Raw genomic sequence first — 24,013 nt, 5'->3', positions numbered from 1 at the left:
CACATTCGGATGAATTTCACCCATCATAACGTGTCTCAGTTCAGACGCGATTACGAAGACGACAGGTTGACCGGAAACAAAAAAGCCGCAGGCCAGAAGGCACTGCGGCAAGTGTCGATCGTCCGATCAAAGCGTATTGGTCAATACAGTTTGGCGAGGGACTTCTTGGCGAAGGACTCCACCTCGTTCAGGCGACCTTCTTTCACCTTGATCAGCCACTCGGGATCCTGCAGAAGTGCCCGGCCAACGGCGATCAGCTCGAACTCGTGGTTATTCATCCGCTCCACAAGTTCATCGATACCGGCTTTCTCAACCGCTTCCTGTTTGCTGGCGAAGGTCCCGCTGATGAAATCTTCCGTCAGTCCGACGCTGCCCACGGACATGGTCGGCTTACCGGAAAGTTTCTGTGTCCAACCTGCCAGATTCAGATCAGAGCCCTCAAACTCCGGCTCCCAGAAACGGCGAGTGGAGGCGTGGAAAATGTCCACACCGGCTTCCACCAGAGGTTTCAGGAGCCGCTCGAGTTCCTCGGGGCTATTCACCAGTTTGGCTTCGTAATCCTGCTGCTTCCACTGGGAGAATCTCAGCATAATCGGGAAGTCCGGGCCTACCTGATGACGCACCGCTTCAACGATTTCGACTACAAAACGCAGACGGTTTTCCAGGCTGCCGCCGTACTCATCGTCGCGCTGGTTGGTGCCTTCCCACAGGAACTGGTCCAGCAGGTAACCATGAGCGCCATGGATCTCGACACCGTCAAAACCGAGGGCTTTGGCATCCTGAGCCGCATCGGCAAACGCGGTGACGACGTCCTCGATGTCTTCTTTGCTCATGGCCTTGCCGTTAGGCTTTCCGGGTGCGAACAAGCCGGAAGGACTGTATCCGGGGACCGACGGATCCGGAGGAGTGCCCTCCTTCCTTACGGCGCCCACGTGCCAAAGCTGCGGGAAAATCGCGCCTCCGGCCTCATGGACTGCGTCGACCACATGTTTCCAGCCCTCAAGAGCGTCGGTGCCGTGAAATGCCGGAACATTCGGATAGCCATTGGCGGCCTGGTGGTTGACGGTCGTTCCCTCAGTAATGATCAGGCCAATGCCCGCTTCGGCCCGGCGGCGGTAATAGGACACCACGTTCTCTCCCGGGACACCATCCGGCGAAAAGTTACGGGTCATGGGCGCCATAGCCACACGGTTTCGCAGTTTGAGGTTGTGGAGTTCAAACGGTTCGAAAAGCGGGCCAAGATTCATGCTCATGGTAGTATGCAACCTCACTAATTTGGTTTCGTTAAGCAACCCTATTAAATCTGGTTTTAAAATGCAACCCTATTCGGTACACTCCCGTTATGGCCAGAAAACGTTTTGATGACTCCAGCTGTTCCGTCGCCCGCGCCCTCAATGAAGTGGGTGATTGGTGGTCCCTCCTGATTGTGCTGCACGCAATGTATGGCACCCGCCGGTTCGTGGATTTCCAGCAGGAACTGGGTATCGCCAAGAATATCCTCTGCGATCGCCTGGCGCGGCTGGTGGATAATGAAGTGCTGCGCAAGGTCGATGTTGGCGAGCATGGGTCTCGCTTCGAATACCGCCTGACCGAGAAAGGCCGGGACCTTTTCCCGGTGGTTATCGCCCTTCGTCAGTGGGGAGACAAATGGAATCCCGCCCCGGACGAGGCCCCGCTGGACCTGCGTGACCGCGCCACCGGTCGCCCGATACACACGGTGGAAGTCCAGGACGCAGACGGCCGAGCTTTGTCCATTCGGGACGTGTTTGTGCCAGACGAGAGCCTGCCTGCGAGAAAAAAGAACTCGGCCTGACCATCCGCAATAACCGCAGTCACCGCACCACCGTCCGTTTTTTTGAGTTGAATCAATCCGCTGATCAAACCCGCTCACCTGCCCGGGCATTCTTGCGCTAAATCAAGTTTCCATCTCCCGATGTCATTAATCTGCAGTCATCAACGATTCAGGTTAAGGAGATGGATATGTCCCGTACATTCAAACTTGGTGTTCTGGCTGCAGCGGTTATGGCTGCGGCTCCGGCTGTTCAGGCGTACGAAGCTGGTGATTTTATCGGCCGCGTTGGTGTGGCAACGGTTGATCCGGACTCCTCCAGCGGCAATCTAAAGTCCGAGGCGGTGGGCGAAATTAATGGCGCTAACGTCAGCGTCGATTCCAACAGCCAGCTGGGCCTGACCGCCAGCTACATGCTGACCGACCAGCTCGCTATCGGCGTGTTGGCCGCAACCCCGTTCAAACATGACATTGAGGGTGACGGTGCAGTCCTGGGTGGTACTGGCAAACTGGCAGAAACCAAACACTTACCGCCAACCATCACGCTGCAATACTTCCCGATGCCAAGCGGTAGCAAATTCCAGCCATACGTCGGTGCGGGCGTAAACTACACCAACTTCTTTGAAGAGAAGACCACCAGCACTCTTACGGGAGTCTATGACGGGGTTGCGCAAGCCAACCTAGGAACCCCGGCCGGCACCATCACCGGCACCGACATTAAGCTGGATGACAGCTTCGGTCTGGCAGCCGAAATTGGTCTTGACTACATGATCACCGAAAACGTGGGTATTAACGCCGCAGTCTGGTGGATCGACATCGACACCGAGGCCACCATCAACGCCTACGCGGGCAATGCGGTAGCCGATACCAGCACTATCGACGTGGATATCGACCCCTGGGTCTACATGGTAGGCGTTTCCTACAAGTTCTGATCCCCGTGCCTCCGCCAGTCGCCACGGTCTGTTGGCTGGCGGAAGGTGCGTGTTCCTATGCGGGGCTTCTCCGGCCCCGCCTTTTTGTGTCCATTCCCCCATCACTAAACCGCTCTTCCCTGAGCCAGTTATCAGAGCCTACTCAACCTGGAAGCTCAGCTCGGCCATCACCTCGGCAGGCGGTGGGTTCAGTCTGGCAATTGTCTGGAACTCATCAACCCATTCGTGCTCCCCGTGCAAACCATCGATAAAGGTCGGCCGGATGGACTGGTAGTAAAGAGTCGTTTCCACCTGTAAGGGCAATGCCACGGCTGTGCTAACCGGAATCCGATATCGAATGGTGTCCTGGCCCGCATTATCGGCGTTGAAATCGCTGTCCCCATTCAGTCCGACCGGACGGACATCTTCTGGCACCGACGCTACGTGGAACCCCCTGGGAGGAATACGGTTATCCTTCAGGTAGTTCGCCGCATAAAGCAGGATATGGGTGATCTCACCGGTAGTAGAACCCAGAACGGCCTCATAAACAGGCACATCCTGTTCGGAGGTGACTTCGCTGACATGTGGGAGGTAACACGCCGAGGAATCAAACCCGAAGGGCTTTTTCGCTGCCAGACAGGCATCGGAGGCGAATACCTCATCCATGGGCAACCGGTAGGTTTCATCCGGGATTCCGTTGGCAAATACCACCGTGCCATTGGCATCAACAATACGCGTCCCCACCCAGATTCTGCGCGCAGGGAAGCTGGTTGGCAATTTGTGACCGCTGTTGTTCTGGATGGTCAGATCAAAGGCCAGCTCGCCGCTGGAAAACGTCTGTCCGCTGATTGATATGGACGCGGCTGTTTTCAGGAACTCCCGGGTCAGCTCTGCCGTCGCCGCGAATTCCCCTGCCTCATTGATATCGCCCCGGCCGAGCCCCTCTCTGAACAGCTCCAATGTTTCCAGCAACCAGGTATTACCGCCAAGCATGACATGCGGAGAGTATGGCTGCCTCTCCGGCCAATTGGCGTTTACCGACCCGTTCGGTCTTACCGCCAGACGGGTCAGGAAGTCCTCACTGATCTCTTCCCGCGCCATATGGCACTGCTGACAGGACCGTGTGTTGCTGCCATTGGGCCCGAAATCACTGTTGGCCCATTCGGTGTACGGCGTCTGTTCAGGGAAATCCTCGCCGTTGGGCTGATCCGTCTCCGTGTCGATGGTCGGGGTATACAATTCATGGCAGGTCGCGCATTGCCGGGAGTCCGACATATGCTGACTAAAAGCCGGTCTGAAACCGACCTGATTCTGCATCGCCTGACCCTGGGGATTCTGGTAAGGCCCATGGATAGTGAAGGCCCCCGGATCACCCTCTGCAGGAATCTCATAATCCCCGGAATGAACGCCGTCGGGGTAGGCATTCCCATCCATGACGGAATCGGTTATCTGGTGGCAGACTGTGCAGCTGATGCCCTCGCGTGCGTGCGAATCATCCACGGCCTGTTCAGCCCGGTAAAAGCCAGCTTCAAGTCCCGCCCCCGTCTGATGAGCATGGGTCCTGGCCATCGGGCTATGACAGGTCAGGCATGTGTCTTCAATAAAGCCGGCGAGATGGGGGAAGGTTTCTGACTCATGGACCATGTTGGCCCGGAAATAGGGATCGGTGAACGAATTGGCCATGACACTGCTTTTCCAGTCAGAGAAGGGACTTATGTCCTCGCCCTGCGGAGAGGGCTGATTCGCCGAAATCTGGATATCAGGCGCCCGCAACACAGCTGGAGTGTCACCCGGAGCGCTGGCTGTATGGCACTGACCGCAATCGACCGCCGCCAGGAAAACGCCGGTCGGGCTCCAGTGCTCAACCTGGGTAACCAATGAGGGCAGAACGTTCTCATACCCAGAATCCGGTTCGATCTCGTCGCTGACATCAACTACCGGTCCACTACTATCACTGCATGCCGCCAGAACAGGTAATACCGTTACCCAAAATGCTGATGATGCGAGTTCTCTGAAATAACGACTATTCGCCATATAAACCCTCCCAATGTCTTTCATAACTATGGAACGGTATGCAGTCGCCCAGATTGACACTGGTCAGTTTTCGATCGCACGGTCAGCGTCGTCGTCTTCACTTGCTCCAGGGACTTACAAGAAAAACCAACCCGGCAGAAGCGACATGTTATAGGCCGCATGGAGAATGACACAGGGCACCAGAGAGCCATGCCGATCCCGGAAATACCCGAAAACCAGCGCAGGCACCAACACCAGCCAGGCCATCAGATCGGTTCGATAGACAAGATGCCAAGCGGTAAACAGAAGCGCTGTGATCAGGTTCGCGCAGGACAGGCCGGCAAAACGTCTTTGACCCACCGAGGTAGTGACCAGCCAACCCTGCACCACACCGCGAAACGCCAGTTCTTCGATGATCGGTGCCCAGAGTACCAACGAAAGAATGGACAGCAGGTCGGCATCCTGCCAGCCACTGCCACCGGCAAGCACTGTCAGCAGAACGCCGATCAGACAGCCGACAACCAGAGCGAGCACGAACTGACCGTCGGCCATGGACCGCGTTGGTCGGTTCAAGCCCAGCTTTGCCCGGAGAGAGCTGGATTGATGCATAGAAGGAAACACCCCGGCTGGACTGGATTCAGACTCTGAATACTAGAGCATCCGTTGTTAAAAAGTCAGGCCACCAGAAACAGAAAAGCGGAGCCTTGGCTCCGCTTTTCTAAAAGGTCTTAACCTGCCTCAGGCACTCTGGCGCTGAGCTGGCCGACTCCGCTGACCACCACCATTCTGGCTACGGCCACCGCTGCGACCACCCGGCTTGGCGCCGAAGCTCTTCGGCTTTCCGCCGGGACGACCATTGCCGCCGCCATTACCATTACGGTTACGGGCGCGACTGGGATCGGCCTTCGCCTTGGGCTTCAGCGGCAGGTTGTTGGTAGGTTCGAAACCTTCCACTTCCGTGCGCGGCAACTGCTTTTTGATCAGTCTTTCGATACCGGCGAGCATCTTGCCTTCATCGGCACTGACCAGTGACAGGGCGTGACCACTTTCACCGGCACGGCCCGTACGGCCAATACGGTGCACGTAATCTTCCGGCACGTTGGGCAGTTCAAAGTTCACCACCTGGGGCAGCTGCTTGATGTCCAGGCCACGGGCGGCGATATCAGTCGCCACCAAAACACGTACTTCGCCAGCTTTAAAATCCGCCAGCGCGCGGGTACGGGCACCCTGTGACTTGTTGCCATGGATGGCAGCGGCGGTAATACCGTCCTTCTCCAGCTTCTGGGTCAGGCGATTGGCACCATGCTTGGTGCGGGTGAAAACCAGCACCTGATCCCAGCTGTTATCGCGAACCAGCTTGCTCAGCAGCGCTGTTTTCTGGCTCTGATCTACCGGGTAGACAGACTGCTTGATATTTTCGGCAGAGGTATTTCGAGCCGCGACTTCAACCTGAACCGGGTTATCCAGCAGACCTTCTGCCAGAGTGCGGATCTCGTTGGAGAAGGTGGCGGAGAACAGCAGGTTCTGGCGCTTGGCCGGCAACAACGAAAGGATCTTGCGGATGTCGCGGATAAAGCCCATGTCCAGCATGCGATCGGCTTCGTCCAGAACCAGGATTTCCACTTCGTTGAAGCGCACAGCATTCTGCTGGTACAGGTCCATCAGACGGCCCGGTGTTGCCACCAGCACGTCCAGGCCTTTGCGCAGCTTCATCATCTGCGGATTGATTTTCACACCACCGAAGACCACGGCGGCCTTGGTGGGAATGTATTTGCTGTAAAGATTCACGCTGTCATGAACCTGCGCCGCCAGTTCACGGGTGGGCGTCAGAATCAGGGCGCGGGGGCCTTTTCCGGTGCGCGGGTTTTCACCCAGACGCTGCAGCAAGGGCAAGGTAAAACCGGCGGTTTTGCCGGTGCCGGTTTGGGCAGCAGCCATAACGTCCCGGCCAGAAAGCACGGCGGGAATGGCTTGGGCCTGGATGGGAGACGGGGTTTCATAACCCTGGTCAGACGTGGCACGGACCAGCTGCTCGGACAAACCGAGTGAAGAAAAACTCATATAAGATCAACTCTTGATTATTCTGCCTCCACGACCACCGTTATCGGCGAATGCGGGCAGATGCCATGAACATTCATGGAATAAAAGACGACTACGGTCACGCGCCGTTATCGGGGTGACGTCCTCTGACAGGTCGTATGGAAAGGTCGCACGGGCTTAAAGCCTTAAACTGCGGAATCCCTAGAGGCAGGATGCAGGCACATTAACAGAGGCCCGGCGAATTAGCCATAGGTGATTATAATAAGCATCCGAAGGAACCTGGACTGCATCTTCGAGTCAGACTGCCTTCACGAAACCGAACCACAGAGGGATTTGTCAGAATGAGCGTCAGTATCGGCCCCTTGAGCCTGTCCATCGGCCACCTGCTCCTGGTTATCGCCTTCGGCCTGGCTCTGCTGGTTGGAGGGGTACTCGGCCGCAAATATCGGGTGCCGGTGGCCGGATCGGTGGCCGATATCTTTGTGGTAGCGATGCTGAGCGCCCGGATCGGTTTCGTGATCAGCTACTTCGAGCATTACCAGAACGACCTGCTGGGCATCATTGATATCCGGGACGGCGGTTTCGATGCGCTCTGGGGTGTCATCGGCGCCATCATCTTCACCGGCTTTCTGATGTGGCGCAGGAAAGCACAACGCAAGCCACTGGCCACGGCCGCGTTAACAGGCGCCCTGTTCTGGGCCGGCACCGCAGGCACCATTACACTGATCGAACAGCAGGCCCGCGGCATGCCGGACGTTACCCTGCGCTCGCTCAATGGTGAAGTGATCAACATGTCCCAGTTGGCTCCGGGCCAACCCCTGGTAGTGAATCTCTGGGCGACCTGGTGCCCACCCTGCATCCGGGAAATGCCCGTGCTGCAGGAAGCCCAACACATCTATCCGGATATCGCGTTTGTGTTTGCCAACCAGCGGGAACAGCCCGAGACCATCCGTTCCTTTCTCGAGGAAAACCGCCTGAACCTGAACAATCTCTACCGGGACGATCAGGCCCAGCTGGCACGAGCCGTGGGCAGCAATGGCTTGCCAACCACGCTTTTCTACAATGCTCAGGGCGAACTAATTGATTCCCACATGGGCGAGCTGTCACGGGCAACACTGGCCAGGGGCCTGGAAAAGATCCGGGCACCCGACGAGTGAACCAGGCCCGCTGTTCCCGTTAGCCGAGTGGCGTTTTTATCTACTGGGTTGCCGCTTTGGCAAAATTTCCCAGTGCGCCGCTCACTTTTCCGAGCACCTCATCGCATCCTTCAATGCCATGGCGGCTCTTGAGGTATTGCGGGTCGTTGTATCCCAGCCACACGTCTCCGTTGGCATCCTCCCAGATCAGGGCTTTCTGGGGCAGGTCAATGGCGACACTCTGGGCGCACTGCATCAGTGGCGTGCCGACTTTGGGGTTGCCGAAGATCAACAATTCGGTCGGACGCATTGCAAGCCCGGCATTCGCGGCGCCCTGCTGGTGATTAATGCGGGCCATGACCGTCATGCCCTTCTCTTTTAGCACAGACTCGAGTTTGTCGGCCGTGGCTTTGACATCGTGACTGCTTTTGACCGCGACCAACCCATCTGCAGCATGAGTGAGCGTGGCGAACAACAGAGTCGATGCCACCAGAACCAGTCTGAAAACGCAGCGCATAGTATCCTCCGGAGGGTTTGCCGACGTTTTAAGCATAGAACAGCCGCCAGCGTTACGCATGAAACAACATCAGTAAATCGCTGCCGCACCTTCCGGCCTGCTCTTGAATCGCTTGTGCAGCCACAGATACTGATCGGGCTGCTCCCGAACGGTGGCTTCAATAAAGCGGTTCCAGACTTTGGCGTCCTGTTCTGGATTTTCACCGAAGGATTCCTGAATCGGAGAGAACACGACCCGGTAACTGCCATCGGGCATTCGAAGGTGACTCACGCAGATGACGGCAGCGCCCGATTCCCTGGCAATAAAGCTCGGTGAGGTAATGCAGCCAGCACTGATCCCGAAAAAGGGAACAAACACCTCCGACTTTTTGCCGAAATCCTGATCACAGGCGAACCAGACCTGGCCCCCTTCTTTGAGAAACGACAACATTGGCCTTACTTGACGCTTGGTGAAGGGGCGGATACCAAAATGCCGCCGGCGGCCACGTTCGATCATACGGTCGATCACCGGATTGTTGTTGGGGCGATACATGTAACCCGGCTTATCGAGCTTGCAGGCGATCAAAGGCAGTGCAAAATCGAAAATGCTGTAGTGCCCGCCGATCAGCAGCACACCCTTGCCTCGTTGTTTAGCTTCTTCAAGATGCTCCGAGCCATACACCGAGGCGCTCTCGCAATAGGGGGTCATGTCCTGCCACCAGGCATGAATGCTTTCCAGAATGCCACGCGCCGAGGCGACAAAGGAATCCTCGACCAGTTGGCTGCGGGTTGCCTCGTCCAGTTCCGGCATACAGGCAGCAAGATTGGCATCCGCGACCCTGGCTCGGGACCGCATTCTTCTGGAAAGCAGCCTTCCCAGCCAGCGACCAAAACGCTGTTTGATTCCCATCGGAAGAAACGACAATAGCCAGAGCATAAAGACCAGAATCCAGGCACCCCAGAAGACAGGATGCCAGAGAGGGCGTTTTCTACTTTTTCTACCGGACGCCATACAACGGTTGCCTATGATGAGGAAGAGGTTGGCCAGCCTGACACATTCCAGGTCAGCTGGATACTTGAGATCCTCACCCACCCTGATTGACAAAAGGGGATCCAATTCCGGAATTCTAGAGTATGGTTTAGAGGAGATACGTGTTTATACGTAGAAGTCATCCCAAAAGACAGGAAATTCCTCGTTATGTCCCGATGGAAGTTCGCCCACGGCCTTCTGCTCCTGCCGCTTGTATTGGCCGGTTGCAGTGAAGACACCAGCCAACCGACGACAAACGATCTCAAATCACCGTCCGAAACCGGGACACTCAAGGTAGCCACCCGCAATGGCTCAACCACCTACTACCTGGATCGCCATGAAAATCCCGTTGGACCCGAACACGCCTTGATCAGTGCCTACGCCGAGCAACGGGGCTGGCAGGTAGAATGGAACATGCTGGAGTCCACCAGCGAGGTGCTTGCGGCGCTGGAGTCCGGTGAAACGCACCTGGCGGCAGCCGGCCTGACCCACCTGGCCTCCCGCGATGAACACTTTGTTCGAGGCCCTGCCCACACCGAGATTACCGAACAACTGGTCTGCCATCGCGATGCGCGGCCCATGCCCCGGAAGCCTGAGGACATTCCGGGCACCGATATTGTCGTGACCGCCGGCTCCAGCTACGTCGAAACCCTGAACAAACTTAATGAGCAACACCCGGGCATCGGGTTTCAGGAAGATGCAGACCGCACTACAGAAGTGATTCTCTCGGATGTTGCCGAACAGGACGTCGGCTGCACCGTCGCTGACTCCAACATTGTTCAGGTGATGCGCCGGCATTTCCCGCATCTGGAAGTGGCAATGACGCTCACAGAGGGCCGCAATCTGGGCTGGTATCTACCCAAGGGTTCAGGAGATCTGGGCTCGGATGCCCACGAGTGGATGAACAGCGTGGATGGCGATGAAGCCATAGGCCTGATGGAAAACCAATACTACTCCTACATCGGTGATTTCGATTTTGTCGATCTGCGGGCACTGAATCGTCGGATTGAGGATCGGCTACCCGAATTCATTGATCAATTCCGGGAAGCGGAGGCCAAAACCGGGATGCCGGCAGACTTGCTGGCCGCCCTGGCTTACCAGGAGTCCCATTGGGACCCGGCGGCAAAATCCCCCACCGGAGTTCGTGGCATCATGATGCTGACCCGACGGACCGCTGAATCCTTGGGCGTGACCAACCGGCTGGACCCCGAGGCCGCCATTGATGGCGGCGCACGTTACCTGGCCGACCGGCACCGCCGCCTGCCCGAGACCATTCCGGAGCCGGACCGCACCTTTCTGGCGCTGGCCAGCTACAATATTGGCCGGGGACACCTGCTGGATGCCCGGCAACTGGCCCGGACACTGAACAAGAATCCGGATTCCTGGCAGGAAATGACCGAGGTTTTACCCCTCAAAGCGGACAAGCGATACTACCCCAGCACCCGCTACGGATACGCCCGTGGCTACGAGCCCGTGCACTACGTGCAGCGCATCCGCAACTACCGGGACGTCATACGTTCGGCCTTTCAGTGATCAGGTCCCGAACAGGGCCGAGCGCAGGGGTCTCAGGAAGCCGCCGGACTCCTTGTGGCTCGCGTGAGTCCGCTTCCCGTCGAATTCCAGGTAGCCATCCTCAATCGGCTCGAAACGCAGAATTTTCACATCTTCGAGGTAGTTCTGAGACGATTTCCAGGGCCCGTGAGTACCCTGACGAGGCAAACGATCGGCGGCCCGCTGAATATAGCCCGCATTGAGGGAGCCAAGCACGGTGTCGTCGCCGCGACTGTTCTCAGTATCTCTGGCCACCACGGTATGATAGCCACGCTTGTCCATCAGGTTCATAAGTCGGCACAGATACTCGGCGGCAATGTCCACCTTCAGGGTCCAGGAGATGTTGGTGTACCCGAAGATCATGCCGGCATTGGGCACGCCCTCCACCATGACGTTCTTGTAGATAATCTTGTCTTTCATCACGACTTCCTGGCCGTCCACGGTCGGCCGGATTCCGCCCAGCATCTGGATATCCAGACCTGTTGCCGGGATGATGATATCCGCTTCCAGTTCCTCGCCCGATTTCAGGCGGATGCCGGTTTCCGTGAAGCGGTCAATATGATCGGTGGCAATGGACGCCTTGCCCGCTTTCATGGCCTGGAAAAGGTCCCCGTCTTTTACCACGCACAGGCGCTGGTCCCAGGGATTGTAATCCGGGGTGAAGTGCCGCATGTCGGCGGTGTCCCCAACCTTGCGTTTGATAATGCCCAGGAACAGCCGGCGCATGAACTGCGGGCTCTTTCTGGAGCGCTGGTAAAGGAAACGGGAAATGGAAATATTCCGGGCCCTGGTCAGCCGGTAGGCGGTCTTCTCGGGCAGAATTTTCTGCAGGAACAGGGTCACCTTGTCGGTGGAGGGCAAAGGCATCAGATAGGTCGGTGAGCGCTGGAGCATGGTTACATGCGAGGCCTTCTCGGCCATGGTCGGCACCAGGGTAATCGCAGTTGCGCCGCTGCCAATGACCACGACCTTTTTATCCGTATAGTCGAAATCCTCCGGCCAGTGCTGCGGGTGCACAATCTGACCGCGGAAATCGCTTTCGCCCGGAAAGTCCGGTTTGTAGCCCTGATCATAATTGTAGTAGCCGGTACAGCCGACCATGAAGTTGGCGGTGTAGTGTTCTGTTTCGCCGGTGGCTTCGTTCAGGGCCGAGAGCTTCCAGCACTCGTCGACGCCCGACCAGTCCGCCGTCTTGACCGCCAGGCCAAAACGAATGTGGCGCTCAACGTCGTGTTCCCTGGCGGTCTCCGCCACATACTTCTTGATTGATGCACCATCCGCCAGCACCTTGCCACCGGTCCACGGACGGAAATTGTAGCCGAAGGTGAACATGTCTGAATCCGAGCGGATACCCGGGTAACGGAAGAGGTCCCAGGTGCCACCCAGGGACTGCCGACGCTCGAGGATCGCAAACGACTTCCCGGGGCACTCACGCTTCAGGTGACACGCCATGCCAATGCCGGAAACGCCGGCGCCGATGATCAGTACATCGAAGTGCTGGTAACTCATTACCCGTCCTCTCGGATTCCAATCCGCTTTTTATAGTTAATGGTCTGGAATCAAGATAGCTCAGGCAAGGCTGCGCGGGAATTGGCCAAAGTGGTCCGGGCCCCTGGTTGTTTCAGTCAGTCGTCCAGCGGGGCGTAGTCAGACCCAGGAACAGCCGATCTCAAAACCGCGATCAGTGACCCGACGTGAAATCCGGGTATTTTTGCTGCAGCCGGTAGAGCCGGATAATGGTGATGATGTTGGTGACGAGGACCATACCCTCGGCCAAGGTGCCACCTACGGAACCGATAACGATGTTGTTGAGCATCCAGGCCAGAGCTGCCAGTCCGAGCACAATCCGCAGAGGAATACCCCGGAGCATGAACATGCCCACGGTGCCGCAAACCGCGGCGGCAAGGGGGAACACGTCGGTGATCGATTTCCAGGTCGCCCAGGCGACCACCAGGTTCACCGCCAGCATGCCCAGCATGATGGGCCAGTTGCCCTGGTATTTGCGGGCAAGGGTAATGCGCAGGATCACCAGGACCGTCAATGCCGATGCCGTCCAGCTCTCGAAAAGCGCAAACATCAGGGCAAAGGCAACGTTGGCGGAGATCAGCAGCACCATCAGCCGATCGTCGTTCTTGTTGGCGAAACCGGCGATGCAGAAACCCAGGGCTACGAGACCGCACACCTGGCCCAGCGCCTCGGCGAGGGTCATATCCGCGATCAGATCAATCATCCTTCACCGGCCTGTCGCTCGTCGCCATATCGGTAATCCCCTCTGCCCGCAAAAGCTCTCAGCCTGCCACAATCAGGGCTTTTGAGCCATGAAGCTCCCTGTGCCAAAGTGCTCACGTCATTCAGCAAGGACCACCCAAGACCATGAAAACCGTATTCTCGCCCCTGCACAGCCGCCGACATGTCAAAACCGAACTGGATGGCGGACTGCTGATCGAGCCCCACGAGAAGCCTTCCCGTGCCGAAACCATCCTGGCACGGGTGAAGGACCAGGCCCTTGGAGAGATTCTTGAACCGGAAGAATTTGGTCTGGAACCTGTCAAACGGGTGCATACGGCCGATTATGTGGCTTTCCTGGAAACCTGCTGGGGGGAATGGCTCGCTGCCGGCAAACCGGGCGAAGCCATCCCGGCAGTCTGGGCCGGGCGTGGCATGCGCCATCGGCTACCCAAAGACATTGACGGCCGTCTGGGCTACTACAGCTTTGCAGCGGAGACGTCGATCTCGGATGGCACCTGGGAAGCCGCCCGGGCATCAGCCAATGTGGCCCTTACCGCCCAGAAACTGGTTGCCGAAGGCGAGCGCGCCGCCTTTGCCCTGTGCCGGCCGCCCGGACATCATGCCCACGCCGATCTGTTCGGCGGTTACTGTTTCTTCAACAATGCCGCGATCGTGGCCCAGGCCTTTCGTGACCAGGGCTATGGCAAGGTCGCCGTGCTGGATGTGGACTTCCACCACGGCAACGGCACCCAGGCGATCTTCTACGATCGCAACGACGTGCTGACAATCAGCCTGCATGGCGATCCGGACCTGGTATTTCCCCATTTTCTGGGCTTTGAAGATGAAACTGGAGAGGGCGCCGGAAAAGGCTACAACCTGAATATAGTCTATCCGCCCAACACGCCCTACAGCGTCTGGAGTCAGGGGTTGGAGAAGGCCTGCGAGCGGATAAAGGCATTCCAACCGGACGCCCTGGTGGTTGCCCTGGGTGTCGACACCTTCGAAGAAGACCCGATTTCGTTCTTCAAACTGACCTCCGGCGACTACCTGACCCTGGGCCAGTGTCTGGCCCGGCTTGAACTGCCGACGGTCTTTACCATGGAAGGCGGGTATGACGTCGATGCCATCGGCGTCAATGCGGTGAACGTCATGCAGGGGTTCGACCGGGCTGCAGATTGATCAGCCCTTGAAGCCCTTGCCAAGGATGTAGACTTCCCGGGAGCGCGAGCGGGAGGAATCCGGCTTGCGCACCACAACCTTGTCGAAGACGGCGCGGACCGATTTCAGGTACTCGTCGTACCCTTCCCCCTGAAACACCTTGGCCAGGAAGCTGCCTTTGGGCTTTAGCACCTGGCTTGCCATGTCCAGGGCCAGTTCCACCAGGTACATGGATGAGGCCTGGTCGGCAACCGTCACGCCGCTGATGTTCGGAGCCATGTCGGAAATCACCACGTCCACCGGGTCATCACCGAGGGTGGCCATGATCGACTCGAACACGTCGTTCTCGGTGAAATCACCCTGGATAAAATCCACACCGGCAATGGCATCCATGGGCAGAATGTCGGAAGCAATGACACGGCCCTTATGGCCCACCAGTTTGGCCGCCACCTGGGACCAGCCACCGGGCGCCGAGCCCAGATCCACAACCACCATATTGGGATGGATCAACCGGTCCTTCTTGTTGATTTCAAGAAGCTTGTAACTGGCGCGGGAGCGGTAGCCATCTACCTGCGCCTGTTTCACGAAGGGGTCGTTGACGTGCTCTTCAAGCCAGCGGTTACTGCTTTTGGATCGGGCCATGGGGTCTCTTCACAACGGGAAAGCCAGACGCCAATTGTACGTGCCGCGCCGGGCGGCGGCAAAATCCTGACAACCGGGCCGGCCACACGTACAATCCTGCCTGAATTCTGTGATTTTTCAGAACCCACCACGCCCACCTGACGGGAGACCGCCCTCGTGAATCTGGCCGACATCAAAAAGCTGCACCAGAAAAAGTACCGGCAGTCGTTTGGCCACTACCTCGTTGAGGGCGAACACCTGATTCTTGAGCTGCAAAAAGCAGCCGCCCGCCAACCCGCGCTGGGGGCCTCGGAGCTTTACGTCAACGGTGCCTATGAGCACTGGCAGAGCCCGTTCAGGACTCATGTGATCAGCGATCGCCAGATGGCGCAGCTCGCCGACACCCGAACACCCCAGGGAATTCTGGCGGTGGTGCCCATCCCCGAACGCTCGACGGAACCCGTGCCCGGCGAAAAAGCAATCTATCTGCACGAGGTTCAGGACCCCGGCAACCTGGGTACGATACTGCGCACCCTCGCCTGGTTTGGCGGTTTCCGGTGTCTGTTGAGCCCGGGCAGTGTGGATCCGTTCAACCCGAAGGTAGTGCGTGCCAGCATGGGCGCGCTCTTTCACGTCCCCCTTGAGACAGACGTCGATCTGGCCAGCCTTACTGACCGATACCAGAGCCTTGCGTGTCTGGACCTCAATGGGGGATCGATGACATCACAGGCCTTCCGCCAGCACGACTGTTATCTGTTCGGTAACGAAGCCCGGGGGGTACCGCGCGAGACCCTGGACCAACTTCGGGCGTTGCCTTACAGCATCCACGGCCAGGGGCAGATCGAATCCCTGAACCTGGCCTCGGCGGTAAACATGTGCACCTACGAATTAATGCGGGACCAGTAGACTGCAAATCTCATGCTATGAGCACTTTCGGCAATCGTTCTGGCGGATACCGCCATTGCCTGTCCGTGGCGAATTGGGGACGATCAGGGGCTGATCCCGAGACCGGACTGATGACTATGGAACGCTATCTCCAGCCAACCGCCTTTTTCGACTATGACCATCCCCGGCTGAAAGCCTGGATCGAGGCACAGCTGGAGCGCGTGCCCGAGGAGCCGGTGGAGCGGGTCAAGGCGCTCTATCTCGCTGTTCGTGACAGCATCAGCTACAACCCATACGTGTTCCGGACCGACGCCAACACGTTCAGTGCCAGTTACGCTCTGGAGAGCGGCGAGACCTACTGCATCCCCAAGGCGGTTCTTCTGGGTGCCGCCGCCCGCTCCATTGGCATCCCCAGCCGGCTGGGGCTGGCCGATGTCCGCAACCATCTCTCAAGCCCGAAGCTGATTGAATGGCTGCAGTCGGACATTTTCCGGATGCACGGGTTTATCGAGCTATACCTGAACGGACAATGGGTAAAGGCAACTCCGGCGTTCAACCGGCAACTCTGCGAGCTGATGAACGTGGAGCCGCTGGAATTCGATGGCATTCACGATTCGATCTTTCAGGAGTACACAGAATCCGGTGAGGCCCACATGGAATACGTCAACGACCATGGCCTGTTCGACGACGTGCCCCACGAGTTCATCGTCTCCGGTGTGCGGGCGGCCTATAGCCATCTCTTTGCCGGGGAGGAGGAGCCTGAAGCTCCCGAAGGTAGTCTGGTGCAGGACATATCGAGTCCCTAGAGCCTGCTCGAATCCAGCAAGGCCTTACTTTCTACTCGCTACCGTGTCTGCTCCCTGCCTTGCCAGCGCCCCCGTCATCGCATCCAGCAGGGCATCAGGATCAGGCACCGCCTTCCCAGCCCCCATTTCGCCGACGCGACTGAACCGCCCGAAATCAACGGCGCTCCAATTCTCCGGGTCCAAAATACGCTGCACCTGGTCAACATTGTCCCGGGTTGCAGGTTCCAGCTCGTAGCGGAAAATATAGTCCGGTGACATATCACTGAAATCCCGGCCATGGTGGTAGTCATGCAGCAGGAGCAAGGCAAGTCCACCGCCCATGAAATGTCGGCCCAGGCTGACAAGCAACTCCCCCTGCCGGATTTTTTCCAGCGCCTCTGGTTCCCAATCTACGCTGCCCACCAAAAGATTTTCCCCCGGAGCCCAGCCCGCATTTCGGGCGGCTTCTATGGCGCCCAGTGCCATGCCATCGCTCGCGCTCCAGATAGAGACAGTATTCGGATAGCGTTTCAGCAGGACTTCGGTTTTTTCCCGGGCCAGCTCACGACTCCAGTTGGCATACACCAGCTGCCGGAGCTCACTGCGCTGCTGGACCGCAGCCGCCAACAAACCCCGGTCCCTATCCTTGGTGGCAGAGGAATCCAGTGTTCCCGAGAGGGCCACCATGGGAATGCTGGCTTCGGGGGCGAGGCCCAATTTTTCGGCCTGTTTGCCCAGCAGCGTAACAAGGGCACGGCCGGCGGCAATATTGTCCGGAGAAAGGTGGCCGAGCCAGCTCGGTAAGACGGTTCGGGGCATACCGATGCTGGCTCGGGCGGCGTCAGGCACATCGGTATTGAAGGTAAACGTCCTTACACCGGCCCCATCCGCGAGCTTGAGCATGGATTCGGTGACATGCTCCTTGCACATGAATAGCAGGTAGTCCGGCTTTTCTTCACGACTCAGCACGTCCTTCGCCATGCGAAGGTAGCTGAATCGATGACTCTCCCGATCGTATTGAACTTCCAGGTCAACCTCTAGATCCGTCGCGACCGCCTCCATGAAACCGGCAACCAGTTGCCAGAAACGGGAGTCGTCCGGTGACAGAAAAACAACACTGGGCCTTGGGCCGGCGTCTGCGAAAGGACCTGTGAACAGGAGCAGGCAACTAATCAGCAAGCGGGCTGGAAAGGACTTCATGTGATGAATCACCCTCTGGACGACCTGGCAGGGTTGGCTTGTGAGGGGACTAAACTACCGACCTGTCGTGTAACAGACAAGCGGAGATCCGTAACCAATGTCTCAGTTCAGAAGGGAATGTTCAGCGGCCGGAGCGGGGTCTTCAAACTCAACATACAGCTGGCCAGCCAATTGTTTGTAAATGCCAGCTTCTTTCAGGCCTTTCATCTGAGCCGAGAGGTTGCTCAGGAATTGCCGGTTGGCCTCGTTGTTGTGGCAGGTTAGCCGATCGTAACTTTCAAGCAGAGGTGTTTTCGAATCGTAGCTGAGCTCGTCCATGAAAGGCCGGACGTCCGGAACCGCTGCAATCATAGCGCCGAATCGCTGGTGCTCGAGCATGGCCACGTTCTGGGCATCGCTCTTCGACCAGATCACGTTAACGTCGTGGCCCTCCAGTACCCCGTCCAGATAGGTTTCATGACCAATGACCGCACCCACGGTTTCCCCCTCCAGCTGCGACAGTGAACTGATGGGGTCTTCGTCCTGCGGGGTAAACAGGTAATAGGAGAATTTGCCGAGCGGAAAACTGGCGATAACCGCATCTTCGCCCAGTCGCCGCTCCAGAACCTCGGTAAAGGAATAGATGCAGTCTGCGCCATGCTGCTCGAACACCATCATGGCCCGTTTGTAGGGAAAGAACTGCTCGGTCACAGTCACATCAAGGTTTTCCAGGGCCCTGTGCAGGATTTTCTGGTAAACACCGTCCCGGTTTTCGGTAAGCAGACTGGTGATATCCGGAACCGCGATCCGGACCACCGGATCGGCCACTGCAGGCGCACTCAGTATGATTGCGCCAAACAAGAGCACCCGAAAAGCATAATAGAGGAAGCGTTTCATGAGTCGCTCGTCAGTCCATGGCACAAAGAAGTGACTATTTTTCATACAGGTCCGGCAGTATGGCAATGTCGTTTCCCACACGCCAGAAAAACCTTGTCAAATCTGTGGGCATAGCCATAAAAAAAGCACCGGATCACTCCGGTGCTTCTCTCTCATCAGGCGGCACTTTTTCGGTTATGCCGCTTCGTCTTCGCTTTCATCCACGGAATTGCGGATCAGGAAGTCAAAAGCGCTAAGCGCAGCTTTGGAACCTTCACCCATGGAGATCACGATCTGCTTGTAGGGCACGGTCGTCGCGTCACCTGCCGCAAAAACACCCGGGATGGAAGTTTCATTGCGATCGTTAACGATAATCTCGCCATGCTGGCTCAGTTCGATGTCGCCCTTGAGCCATTCGGTGTTGGGAACCAGGCCAATCTGCACAAACACACCTTCCAGGGAGATGTGATGCTGCTCACCGGAGGTACGATCAGTGTAGTTCAGACCGTTGACCTTGCCATTCTCGCCAGTGATTTCAGTGGTCTGTCCGGAGGTGACGATCTCCACGTTCTTCAGACTGCGCAGTTTCTTCTGCAACACCTCGTCAGCGCGCATCTCGGCACCAAATTCGATCAGAGTCACGTGGCCCACGATACCGGCCAGGTCGATGGCCGCTTCCACACCGGAGTTACCACCGCCAATCACCGCAACGCGCTTGCCTTTGAACAGGGGGCCATCACAATGCGGGCAGTAAGCCACACCCTTGTTGCGATACTCTTCCTCTCCCGGAACGCCCATCTGGCGCCAGCGCGCTCCGGTAGACAGGACCAGGCTGCGGGCCTTGAGAGTCGCACCATTATCCAACCGCACCTCGTGGGGCATGCCCGGACGTGAAGCCGGAATCAGCTTCTCAGCACGCTGCATGTTCATGATATCCACGTCGTACTCCTTGACGTGCTGCTCCATGGCCGCCACCAGTTTCGGGCCTTCGGTGTAAGGCACAGAGATCAGGTTCTCGATGCCCATGGTATCAGCCACCTGACCACCAAAACGCTCGGCCGCGATACCGGTTGAGATCCCCTTACGAGCCGCGTAGATAGCAGCGGAGGCGCCGGCCGGGCCGCCACCAATCACAAGAACCTCGAAGGTCTCTTTCTGGTTGATCTTCTCGGCGTCTTTCTCGCTGGAGCTGGTGTCCAGTTTGGCGACAATCTCTTCCAGAGTCATACGGCCCTGGCCCCAGGGCTCGCCGTTCATGTAAACGCTGGGCACCGCCATCACTTCACGCTGTTCCACTTCATCCTGGAACAGGGCACCGTCGATGGAGGTGTTCTTGACGTTCGGGTTCAACACGCTCATCAGGTTCAGGGCCTGAACCACATCCGGGCAGTTCTGGCAGGAGAGCGAGAAGTAGGTTTCAAACTCGAACCGGCCTTCCAGAGACTGGATCTGCTCGATCACATCCTGGGAAGCCTTGGAGGGATGGCCGCCCACCTGCAGTAGCGCCAGCACCAGCGAGGTGAACTCGTGGCCCATGGGAATGCCGGCAAAGCGAACGCCAATATCGGTGCCTACACGGTTGATGGCGAAAGACGGACGACGCACGTCATTGGACTCTTCAGTACGGAGGCTGATCTTGGAAGACATGGGTTCCAGCTCTTCCAGCAGCTCCCGGAGTTCCTGGGACTTCTTGCTGTCGTCGTAAGCCGCGACCAGCTCAATCGGCTGCTGCAACTTGTCCATGTAGGCTTTCAACTGTTCCTTGATATTGGCATCCAACATAGTCTGACTTCTCCTTTAAATCTCGAAACTAAGTATTTGAATCAAATACGGTGGTTAAGTTGAGTTGGTGCAAAGATACGGCCCCGCAACCCAATGCTCAAATTAATTGACCCAAACTGTTTGATAGGACTTTGCTATACCTTCAGACTCACCGCTGCTCGGGGCTTGACCAATAGCGCATATCCACCGAAAGCCTGCCGCAGTATGATGTTGTCATATCGTCGCAACATCATTCTCTGGTACCCAGAATAGGCAACGCATGTTTCTAGACCGTTTCCACTCCGTCCAGGACGGACACGTCGTAATTTCCGCCCTGCAAGCCAGCCAGTTCGCCAAGGAAATTGCCGGGGATTTCAATCCCATCCACGACCCGGATGCCCGTCGTTTCTGTGTTCCCGGCGACCTGCTTTTTGCCATCGTACTGGCGCGCTTCGGGCTGTCGGAAAACATGACCTTTCGGTTCCGCAGCCTGCTCGGAGAGAATGTACCACTCAAGTTCGTTGAAACCGGGGACACGATTGACGTCTGCGACGATGCCGGCAAAGTCTATATCGAGGTGGTTCGCAGTGGCGCGACCACCGACGATGAACAGCTGATCGAGACCATTTCCCGAGCCTATGTGGCCGCCTCCGGAAAAAACTTCCCCCATACTCTCAAACCGTTAATGGAGTCGAACGGGGTAATGTTCAATCCCGACCGGCCCATGGTGATGTATGAGAGCATGAGCCTGGCCCTGGATAACCTGGATCTGCCCTCCCCCGGTCTGGAATTGCACAACGCCACGCTCGAGGCAGCCGGCAAGCGTGGGAACGTTCTTCTGGAATACCGCCTGACCGCAAACAACAAACCGGTGGGCGAAGTGACCAAACGGCTCGTATTAAGTGGCTTGCGGCCCTATTGCGCAGAGGCGATGGCAGGCGTGATTGAAGAGTTCTATCGCCTCAAGGCCCGTGGCGCCGATTATTTCAACGAGGACAACAGTGGAGACCACAAGAATGCCAATTCAGCCCGGTGATACCCTGCCAGACATCGAACTTCAGGTAATGGGCGAGAAGGGCCCCGAGAAAGTCCGCACCAGCGAACTCTTTGCCGGCAAGAAAGCCGTCCTGTTTGCCGTACCAGGTGCTTTTACCCCCACCTGTTCAGCCGCCCATTTACCCGGTTTTGTGGTAAATGCCGACAAACTGCGCGCCAAAGGCGTGGACAGCATCGTCTGCACATCGGTCAACGATGCCTTCGTAATGGACGCCTGGGGCAAGGCCCACAATGCCGAAGAGATCGTCATGCTGGCCGATGGCGTGGCAGAGTTCGCCAAGGCTCTGAACCTGACCCAGGATCGGACCGCGAACGGTATGGGCATTCGCAGCCAGCGCTACGCCATGATCGTGAACGACGGTAAGGTTGAGCTGCTGAATATCGATGCCCAGGGATTGGACCAGACCAGCGCCGAAAGCATTCTAGAGGCTCTCTGAGCTTCACTTTTTCGTCAGACACAAAAAAACCCCGGAAATTCCGGGGTTTTTCGTTCATAAGCTTTCCGGAAGGAGAAGCTTAGATCTTGCCAACCAGGTCCAGAGACGGAGCCAATGTTTCTTCGCCTTCTTTCCACTTGGCCGGGCAGACTTCACCCGGGTGCTTGCGCACATACTGGGCAGCCTTGACCTTGTCCATCAGGTAGTCAGCGTTACGACCAACGCCTTCAGCACTGATTTCTACGGACTGGATGATGCCATCCGGATCGATCAGGAAGGTAGCGCGGTCTGCCAGGCCCTGGCCTTCACGCATTACACCGAAGTTGTTGGTGATGGTGCCGGTCTGGTCGCCTACCATGTAGTAGTTGATCTTGCCGATGGTCTCGGAGCTGTCGTGCCACGCCTTGTGGGTGAAGTGCGTGTCAGTGGACACGGAGAACACTTCAACGCCCAGCTTCTGGAGCTCTTCGTACTTGTCGGCCACGTCGCCCAGCTCGGTCGGGCATACAAAAGTGAAGTCGGCCGGGTAGAAGAAAAATACCGCCCACTTGCCTTTCACGTCTGCTTCGCTGATTTCAACGAACTCGCCGTTTTTGAAGGCGGTGGCGTTGAACGGCTTGATCTCGCTGTTAATGATGCCCATTAAAAACTCCTTGTTGATGGATTCATAAGTTGATGAATTGATGGCGCATACAATACGGATATTGGAGGTGCGGATAAAATTGATAATTCCCAACCCGGGGATAGGAAAAACCTATCTGTGGGTTCCGACCGGGAATTTCTTTCCGCCACCCCCTTTATTGGGCCTTAGCCCGCCAGTTCAATCTTTCCAAAGTCCAGAATATTCTCTTTCGGTGACGCTTTAATGGCAGCCACTTCCGCCCGTTTCTTCGCCAGGATATAGACGAAACAGCCGAAATACAGCGCAATCACCAGGGCGCCAACCCACTGAATCCTCAAAAAATCCAGCTGGAACAGCATGGTCAGGCCGACCATAGCGAGGAAATTGAACACCACATAGTTCGCCCTCCCCAGGCGCTGGGCCGTGAGATTGAGATTGTCGGTGTACAGCCGGATCAGTGAATCCAGCGAGTTCACCACCATCAACACACCCACGGAGATCATGGCGAGATTGGTAAACGCCGCAATCTGCAGGCCTTCCGCATGGTAGTGATAAAGCACGGTAAACCACACACCAATGGCGATGGACGGTACCACCAGCATGGCAATCAACAGCTGCCAGGTACGGATACCGCTTACGAAACGCGCAGTGAACTGGCCGATCATGATGCTCCAGGCAAACCACCAGAACAGGTAGAACTCGTGGTAGTCATTGATGGGCAGGGCAAACTGGTGAATGTTGGCGAAGTACTCACTGATCAATCCGGCGGTGCCCAAGAAATCCGCCGGCGAGCCGGCGCCCATGACAAACGCACGGAACCACATGCCCACAATCAGGGCGATAAACAACAGACTCGAACCCAGGCTGAGGATGCGCACATACTTGATCTTGGAACTGGAGTAGACCGCCAGCGCAATCGCCGCAAACACGATGAAGTAGAACGCCGGCACCACGGACTCGCCATCACCCAACATGGGCAGATACCAGGGCAGATTCACCAGCAATAGATAGGCGGTAAACGCACAGGTGCCGATGATCACCACGTTGTTCACAATTTTCACCAGCGGAATTTCAAAGAACTGTACCCGTGGCTCGATGATCGCAAAATAGAAACAGGTCAGGAAATAGAATCCCCAGATCAGGAATGCCCAGAACCCGAACTCAATGGCCAGCGGGTTGGCAAAGCCGTACTCAGGGCTGGCAGACAGATCGCCATAGCCACCGAACTCGGTGAGCGGGAACATGATCAGCCCCACATCCAGACCGGAGGTGAACAGTATGGCAATAAAGGTGAAAGTTCTGACCGGCGTTACGCCGATGCACTGGATGTCCCACCATTTGTACAGGATCAGCACAATGGCGGCGAAGGTGAAGATCAAACCTGCAGATAACCAGAGTGTCATAACGTCCTCCGGTTGCTTTGTTTCTTTGTAATGAAC

At 57.1% G+C, this 24,013-nt stretch carries 23 protein-coding genes; 9 read left to right on the top strand and 14 right to left on the bottom strand.

The features are described 5' to 3' along the window. Positions 1–140: 140 nt before the first annotated feature. Positions 141–1,253: an NADH:flavin oxidoreductase gene (locus tag FMN52_RS10100; RefSeq protein ID WP_148608505.1), complete on the bottom strand. Its 1,113-nt coding sequence runs from the start codon at positions 1,251–1,253 to the stop codon at positions 141–143. 89 nt (positions 1,254–1,342) lie between these two features. Between FMN52_RS10100 and FMN52_RS10095 the strand changes: the two genes are divergently transcribed. Both FMN52_RS10095 and FMN52_RS10090 read left to right on the top strand, forming a co-directional pair. Further along, positions 1,343–1,813, top strand: coding sequence for a helix-turn-helix domain-containing protein (locus tag FMN52_RS10095; RefSeq protein WP_148608504.1), 471 nt, complete (start codon positions 1,343–1,345; stop codon positions 1,811–1,813). 167 nt (positions 1,814–1,980) lie between these two features. Beyond that, entirely contained in the window at positions 1,981–2,721 is a 741-nt protein-coding gene (locus tag FMN52_RS10090) for an OmpW family outer membrane protein (protein WP_148608503.1), read from the top strand. A gap of 138 nt (positions 2,722–2,859) precedes the next feature. On the opposite strand, the gene FMN52_RS10085 is transcribed toward FMN52_RS10090, so the two are convergent. From FMN52_RS10085 to FMN52_RS10075, 3 genes are all read right to left on the bottom strand, one after another. After that, entirely contained in the window at positions 2,860–4,734 is a 1,875-nt protein-coding gene (locus tag FMN52_RS10085) for a hypothetical protein (protein ID WP_148608502.1), read from the bottom strand. A gap of 114 nt (positions 4,735–4,848) precedes the next feature. Then, positions 4,849–5,322 carry a JDVT-CTERM system glutamic-type intramembrane protease gene (gene mrtJ, locus FMN52_RS10080; protein ID WP_240339452.1) on the bottom strand — a complete coding sequence of 158 codons (474 nt, stop codon included), beginning with the start codon at positions 5,320–5,322 and terminating at the stop codon, positions 4,849–4,851. Between the two features lie 129 nt (positions 5,323–5,451). Beyond that, positions 5,452–6,774: a DEAD/DEAH box helicase gene (locus FMN52_RS10075; RefSeq protein WP_014578759.1), complete on the bottom strand. Its 1,323-nt coding sequence runs from the start codon at positions 6,772–6,774 to the stop codon at positions 5,452–5,454. A gap of 320 nt (positions 6,775–7,094) precedes the next feature. Here FMN52_RS10075 and FMN52_RS10070 point away from each other — a divergent pair, with 320 nt between their 5' ends. Further along, positions 7,095–7,910: a TlpA disulfide reductase family protein gene (locus FMN52_RS10070; protein ID WP_148608501.1), complete on the top strand. Its 816-nt coding sequence runs from the start codon at positions 7,095–7,097 to the stop codon at positions 7,908–7,910. A gap of 40 nt (positions 7,911–7,950) precedes the next feature. Here FMN52_RS10070 and FMN52_RS10065 read toward each other — a convergent pair whose 3' ends face one another. Together FMN52_RS10065 and FMN52_RS10060 are read right to left on the bottom strand one after the other, a co-directional pair. Continuing rightward, positions 7,951–8,406, bottom strand: coding sequence for a DUF302 domain-containing protein (locus tag FMN52_RS10065; protein ID WP_148608500.1), 456 nt, complete (start codon positions 8,404–8,406; stop codon positions 7,951–7,953). 69 nt (positions 8,407–8,475) lie between these two features. Beyond that, complete coding sequence (locus FMN52_RS10060; RefSeq protein ID WP_148608499.1) at positions 8,476–9,396, bottom strand: lysophospholipid acyltransferase family protein; 921 nt, start codon at positions 9,394–9,396, stop codon at positions 8,476–8,478. Positions 9,397–9,582: 186 nt separating this feature from the next. On the opposite strand from FMN52_RS10060, the gene mltF reads away from it, so the two are divergent. Continuing rightward, positions 9,583–10,947 (top strand): membrane-bound lytic murein transglycosylase MltF, encoded by a 1,365-nt coding sequence (gene mltF, locus FMN52_RS10055; protein WP_148608498.1) that lies wholly within the window; start codon positions 9,583–9,585, stop codon positions 10,945–10,947. Here the strand turns inward: mltF and FMN52_RS10050 are convergent, their stop codons facing one another. Further along, on the bottom strand, positions 10,948–12,474 hold the full coding sequence (locus tag FMN52_RS10050; protein WP_148608497.1) for an NAD(P)/FAD-dependent oxidoreductase: 1,527 nt from the start codon (positions 12,472–12,474) through the stop codon (positions 10,948–10,950). It abuts the gene before it with no gap. A 172-nt stretch (positions 12,475–12,646) separates the two neighbouring features. Next, positions 12,647–13,195 (bottom strand): YgjV family protein, encoded by a 549-nt coding sequence (locus FMN52_RS10045; protein WP_148608496.1) that lies wholly within the window; start codon positions 13,193–13,195, stop codon positions 12,647–12,649. A 143-nt stretch (positions 13,196–13,338) separates the two neighbouring features. Here FMN52_RS10045 and FMN52_RS10040 point away from each other — a divergent pair, with 143 nt between their 5' ends. Beyond that, positions 13,339–14,373, top strand: a complete 1,035-nt coding sequence (locus FMN52_RS10040) for a histone deacetylase family protein (RefSeq protein ID WP_148608495.1) — start codon at positions 13,339–13,341, stop codon at positions 14,371–14,373. On the opposite strand, the gene rlmE is transcribed toward FMN52_RS10040, so the two are convergent. Further along, on the bottom strand, positions 14,374–14,994 hold the full coding sequence (gene rlmE / locus FMN52_RS10035; protein WP_014578767.1) for a 23S rRNA (uridine(2552)-2'-O)-methyltransferase RlmE: 621 nt from the start codon (positions 14,992–14,994) through the stop codon (positions 14,374–14,376). A gap of 156 nt (positions 14,995–15,150) precedes the next feature. On the opposite strand from rlmE, the gene FMN52_RS10030 reads away from it, so the two are divergent. Both FMN52_RS10030 and FMN52_RS10025 read left to right on the top strand, forming a co-directional pair. Then, positions 15,151–15,879, top strand: coding sequence for an RNA methyltransferase (locus tag FMN52_RS10030; protein ID WP_148608494.1), 729 nt, complete (start codon positions 15,151–15,153; stop codon positions 15,877–15,879). Positions 15,880–15,995: 116 nt separating this feature from the next. Continuing rightward, entirely contained in the window at positions 15,996–16,664 is a 669-nt protein-coding gene (locus FMN52_RS10025; RefSeq protein ID WP_148608493.1) for a transglutaminase-like domain-containing protein, read from the top strand. Positions 16,665–16,688: 24 nt separating this feature from the next. Here the strand turns inward: FMN52_RS10025 and FMN52_RS10020 are convergent, their stop codons facing one another. The 3 genes from FMN52_RS10020 to ahpF form a co-directional block, all read right to left on the bottom strand. Further along, a complete protein-coding gene (locus tag FMN52_RS10020) occupies positions 16,689–17,843 on the bottom strand; it encodes an ABC transporter substrate-binding protein (protein ID WP_148608492.1) in 1,155 nt (384 codons plus the stop codon). A gap of 102 nt (positions 17,844–17,945) precedes the next feature. After that, the gene (locus FMN52_RS10015; RefSeq protein WP_148608491.1) at positions 17,946–18,719 is read right to left on the bottom strand and encodes a transporter substrate-binding domain-containing protein; all 774 of its coding nucleotides are present in this window, start codon (positions 18,717–18,719) and stop codon (positions 17,946–17,948) included. A 174-nt stretch (positions 18,720–18,893) separates the two neighbouring features. Further along, the gene (gene ahpF / locus FMN52_RS10010; protein WP_148608490.1) at positions 18,894–20,480 is read right to left on the bottom strand and encodes an alkyl hydroperoxide reductase subunit F; all 1,587 of its coding nucleotides are present in this window, start codon (positions 20,478–20,480) and stop codon (positions 18,894–18,896) included. Between the two features lie 259 nt (positions 20,481–20,739). Here ahpF and FMN52_RS10005 point away from each other — a divergent pair, with 259 nt between their 5' ends. Both FMN52_RS10005 and FMN52_RS10000 read left to right on the top strand, forming a co-directional pair. Beyond that, positions 20,740–21,495 (top strand): DUF3581 domain-containing protein, encoded by a 756-nt coding sequence (locus FMN52_RS10005; RefSeq protein ID WP_148608489.1) that lies wholly within the window; start codon positions 20,740–20,742, stop codon positions 21,493–21,495. Next, positions 21,476–21,952: a peroxiredoxin gene (locus FMN52_RS10000; RefSeq protein ID WP_148608488.1), complete on the top strand. Its 477-nt coding sequence runs from the start codon at positions 21,476–21,478 to the stop codon at positions 21,950–21,952. Before FMN52_RS10005 ends, FMN52_RS10000 begins: the two co-directional genes overlap by 20 nt. 79 nt (positions 21,953–22,031) lie before the next feature. On the opposite strand, the gene ahpC is transcribed toward FMN52_RS10000, so the two are convergent. Both ahpC and FMN52_RS09990 read right to left on the bottom strand, forming a co-directional pair. After that, positions 22,032–22,595 carry an alkyl hydroperoxide reductase subunit C gene (gene ahpC / locus FMN52_RS09995; protein WP_088828136.1) on the bottom strand — a complete coding sequence of 188 codons (564 nt, stop codon included), beginning with the start codon at positions 22,593–22,595 and terminating at the stop codon, positions 22,032–22,034. A gap of 164 nt (positions 22,596–22,759) precedes the next feature. Continuing rightward, on the bottom strand, positions 22,760–23,977 hold the full coding sequence (locus FMN52_RS09990; protein WP_148608487.1) for a BCCT family transporter: 1,218 nt from the start codon (positions 23,975–23,977) through the stop codon (positions 22,760–22,762). Positions 23,978–24,013: the final 36 nt, after the last annotated feature.

It is taken from the genome of Marinobacter sp. BW6, assembly GCF_008107725.1.
In the GTDB taxonomy this organism is placed as follows: domain Bacteria; phylum Pseudomonadota; class Gammaproteobacteria; order Pseudomonadales; family Oleiphilaceae; genus Marinobacter.
The sequence above is the reverse complement of the archived record's forward strand: the minus strand, read 5'-3'. Positions and strand labels throughout refer to the sequence as shown.

Coding starts and splice junctions, on each gene's coding strand:
- FMN52_RS10100 (WP_148608505.1), bottom strand. CDS start 1,253: ATGAGCATGAATCTTGGCCCGCTTTTCGAACCGTTTGAACTCCACAAC.
- FMN52_RS10095 (WP_148608504.1), top strand. CDS start 1,343: ATGGCCAGAAAACGTTTTGATGACTCCAGCTGTTCCGTCGCCCGCGCC.
- FMN52_RS10090 (WP_148608503.1), top strand. CDS start 1,981: ATGTCCCGTACATTCAAACTTGGTGTTCTGGCTGCAGCGGTTATGGCT.
- FMN52_RS10085 (WP_148608502.1), bottom strand. CDS start 4,734: ATGGCGAATAGTCGTTATTTCAGAGAACTCGCATCATCAGCATTTTGG.
- mrtJ (WP_240339452.1), bottom strand. CDS start 5,322: ATGCATCAATCCAGCTCTCTCCGGGCAAAGCTGGGCTTGAACCGACCA.
- FMN52_RS10075 (WP_014578759.1), bottom strand. CDS start 6,774: ATGAGTTTTTCTTCACTCGGTTTGTCCGAGCAGCTGGTCCGTGCCACG.
- FMN52_RS10070 (WP_148608501.1), top strand. CDS start 7,095: ATGAGCGTCAGTATCGGCCCCTTGAGCCTGTCCATCGGCCACCTGCTC.
- FMN52_RS10065 (WP_148608500.1), bottom strand. CDS start 8,406: ATGCGCTGCGTTTTCAGACTGGTTCTGGTGGCATCGACTCTGTTGTTC.
- FMN52_RS10060 (WP_148608499.1), bottom strand. CDS start 9,396: ATGGCGTCCGGTAGAAAAAGTAGAAAACGCCCTCTCTGGCATCCTGTC.
- mltF (WP_148608498.1), top strand. CDS start 9,583: ATGTCCCGATGGAAGTTCGCCCACGGCCTTCTGCTCCTGCCGCTTGTA.
- FMN52_RS10050 (WP_148608497.1), bottom strand. CDS start 12,474: ATGAGTTACCAGCACTTCGATGTACTGATCATCGGCGCCGGCGTTTCC.
- FMN52_RS10045 (WP_148608496.1), bottom strand. CDS start 13,195: ATGATTGATCTGATCGCGGATATGACCCTCGCCGAGGCGCTGGGCCAG.
- FMN52_RS10040 (WP_148608495.1), top strand. CDS start 13,339: ATGAAAACCGTATTCTCGCCCCTGCACAGCCGCCGACATGTCAAAACC.
- rlmE (WP_014578767.1), bottom strand. CDS start 14,994: ATGGCCCGATCCAAAAGCAGTAACCGCTGGCTTGAAGAGCACGTCAAC.
- FMN52_RS10025 (WP_148608493.1), top strand. CDS start 15,996: ATGGAACGCTATCTCCAGCCAACCGCCTTTTTCGACTATGACCATCCC.
- FMN52_RS10020 (WP_148608492.1), bottom strand. CDS start 17,843: ATGAAGTCCTTTCCAGCCCGCTTGCTGATTAGTTGCCTGCTCCTGTTC.
- FMN52_RS10015 (WP_148608491.1), bottom strand. CDS start 18,719: ATGAAACGCTTCCTCTATTATGCTTTTCGGGTGCTCTTGTTTGGCGCA.
- ahpF (WP_148608490.1), bottom strand. CDS start 20,480: ATGTTGGATGCCAATATCAAGGAACAGTTGAAAGCCTACATGGACAAG.
- FMN52_RS10005 (WP_148608489.1), top strand. CDS start 20,740: ATGTTTCTAGACCGTTTCCACTCCGTCCAGGACGGACACGTCGTAATT.
- FMN52_RS10000 (WP_148608488.1), top strand. CDS start 21,476: ATGCCAATTCAGCCCGGTGATACCCTGCCAGACATCGAACTTCAGGTA.
- ahpC (WP_088828136.1), bottom strand. CDS start 22,595: ATGGGCATCATTAACAGCGAGATCAAGCCGTTCAACGCCACCGCCTTC.
- FMN52_RS09990 (WP_148608487.1), bottom strand. CDS start 23,977: ATGACACTCTGGTTATCTGCAGGTTTGATCTTCACCTTCGCCGCCATT.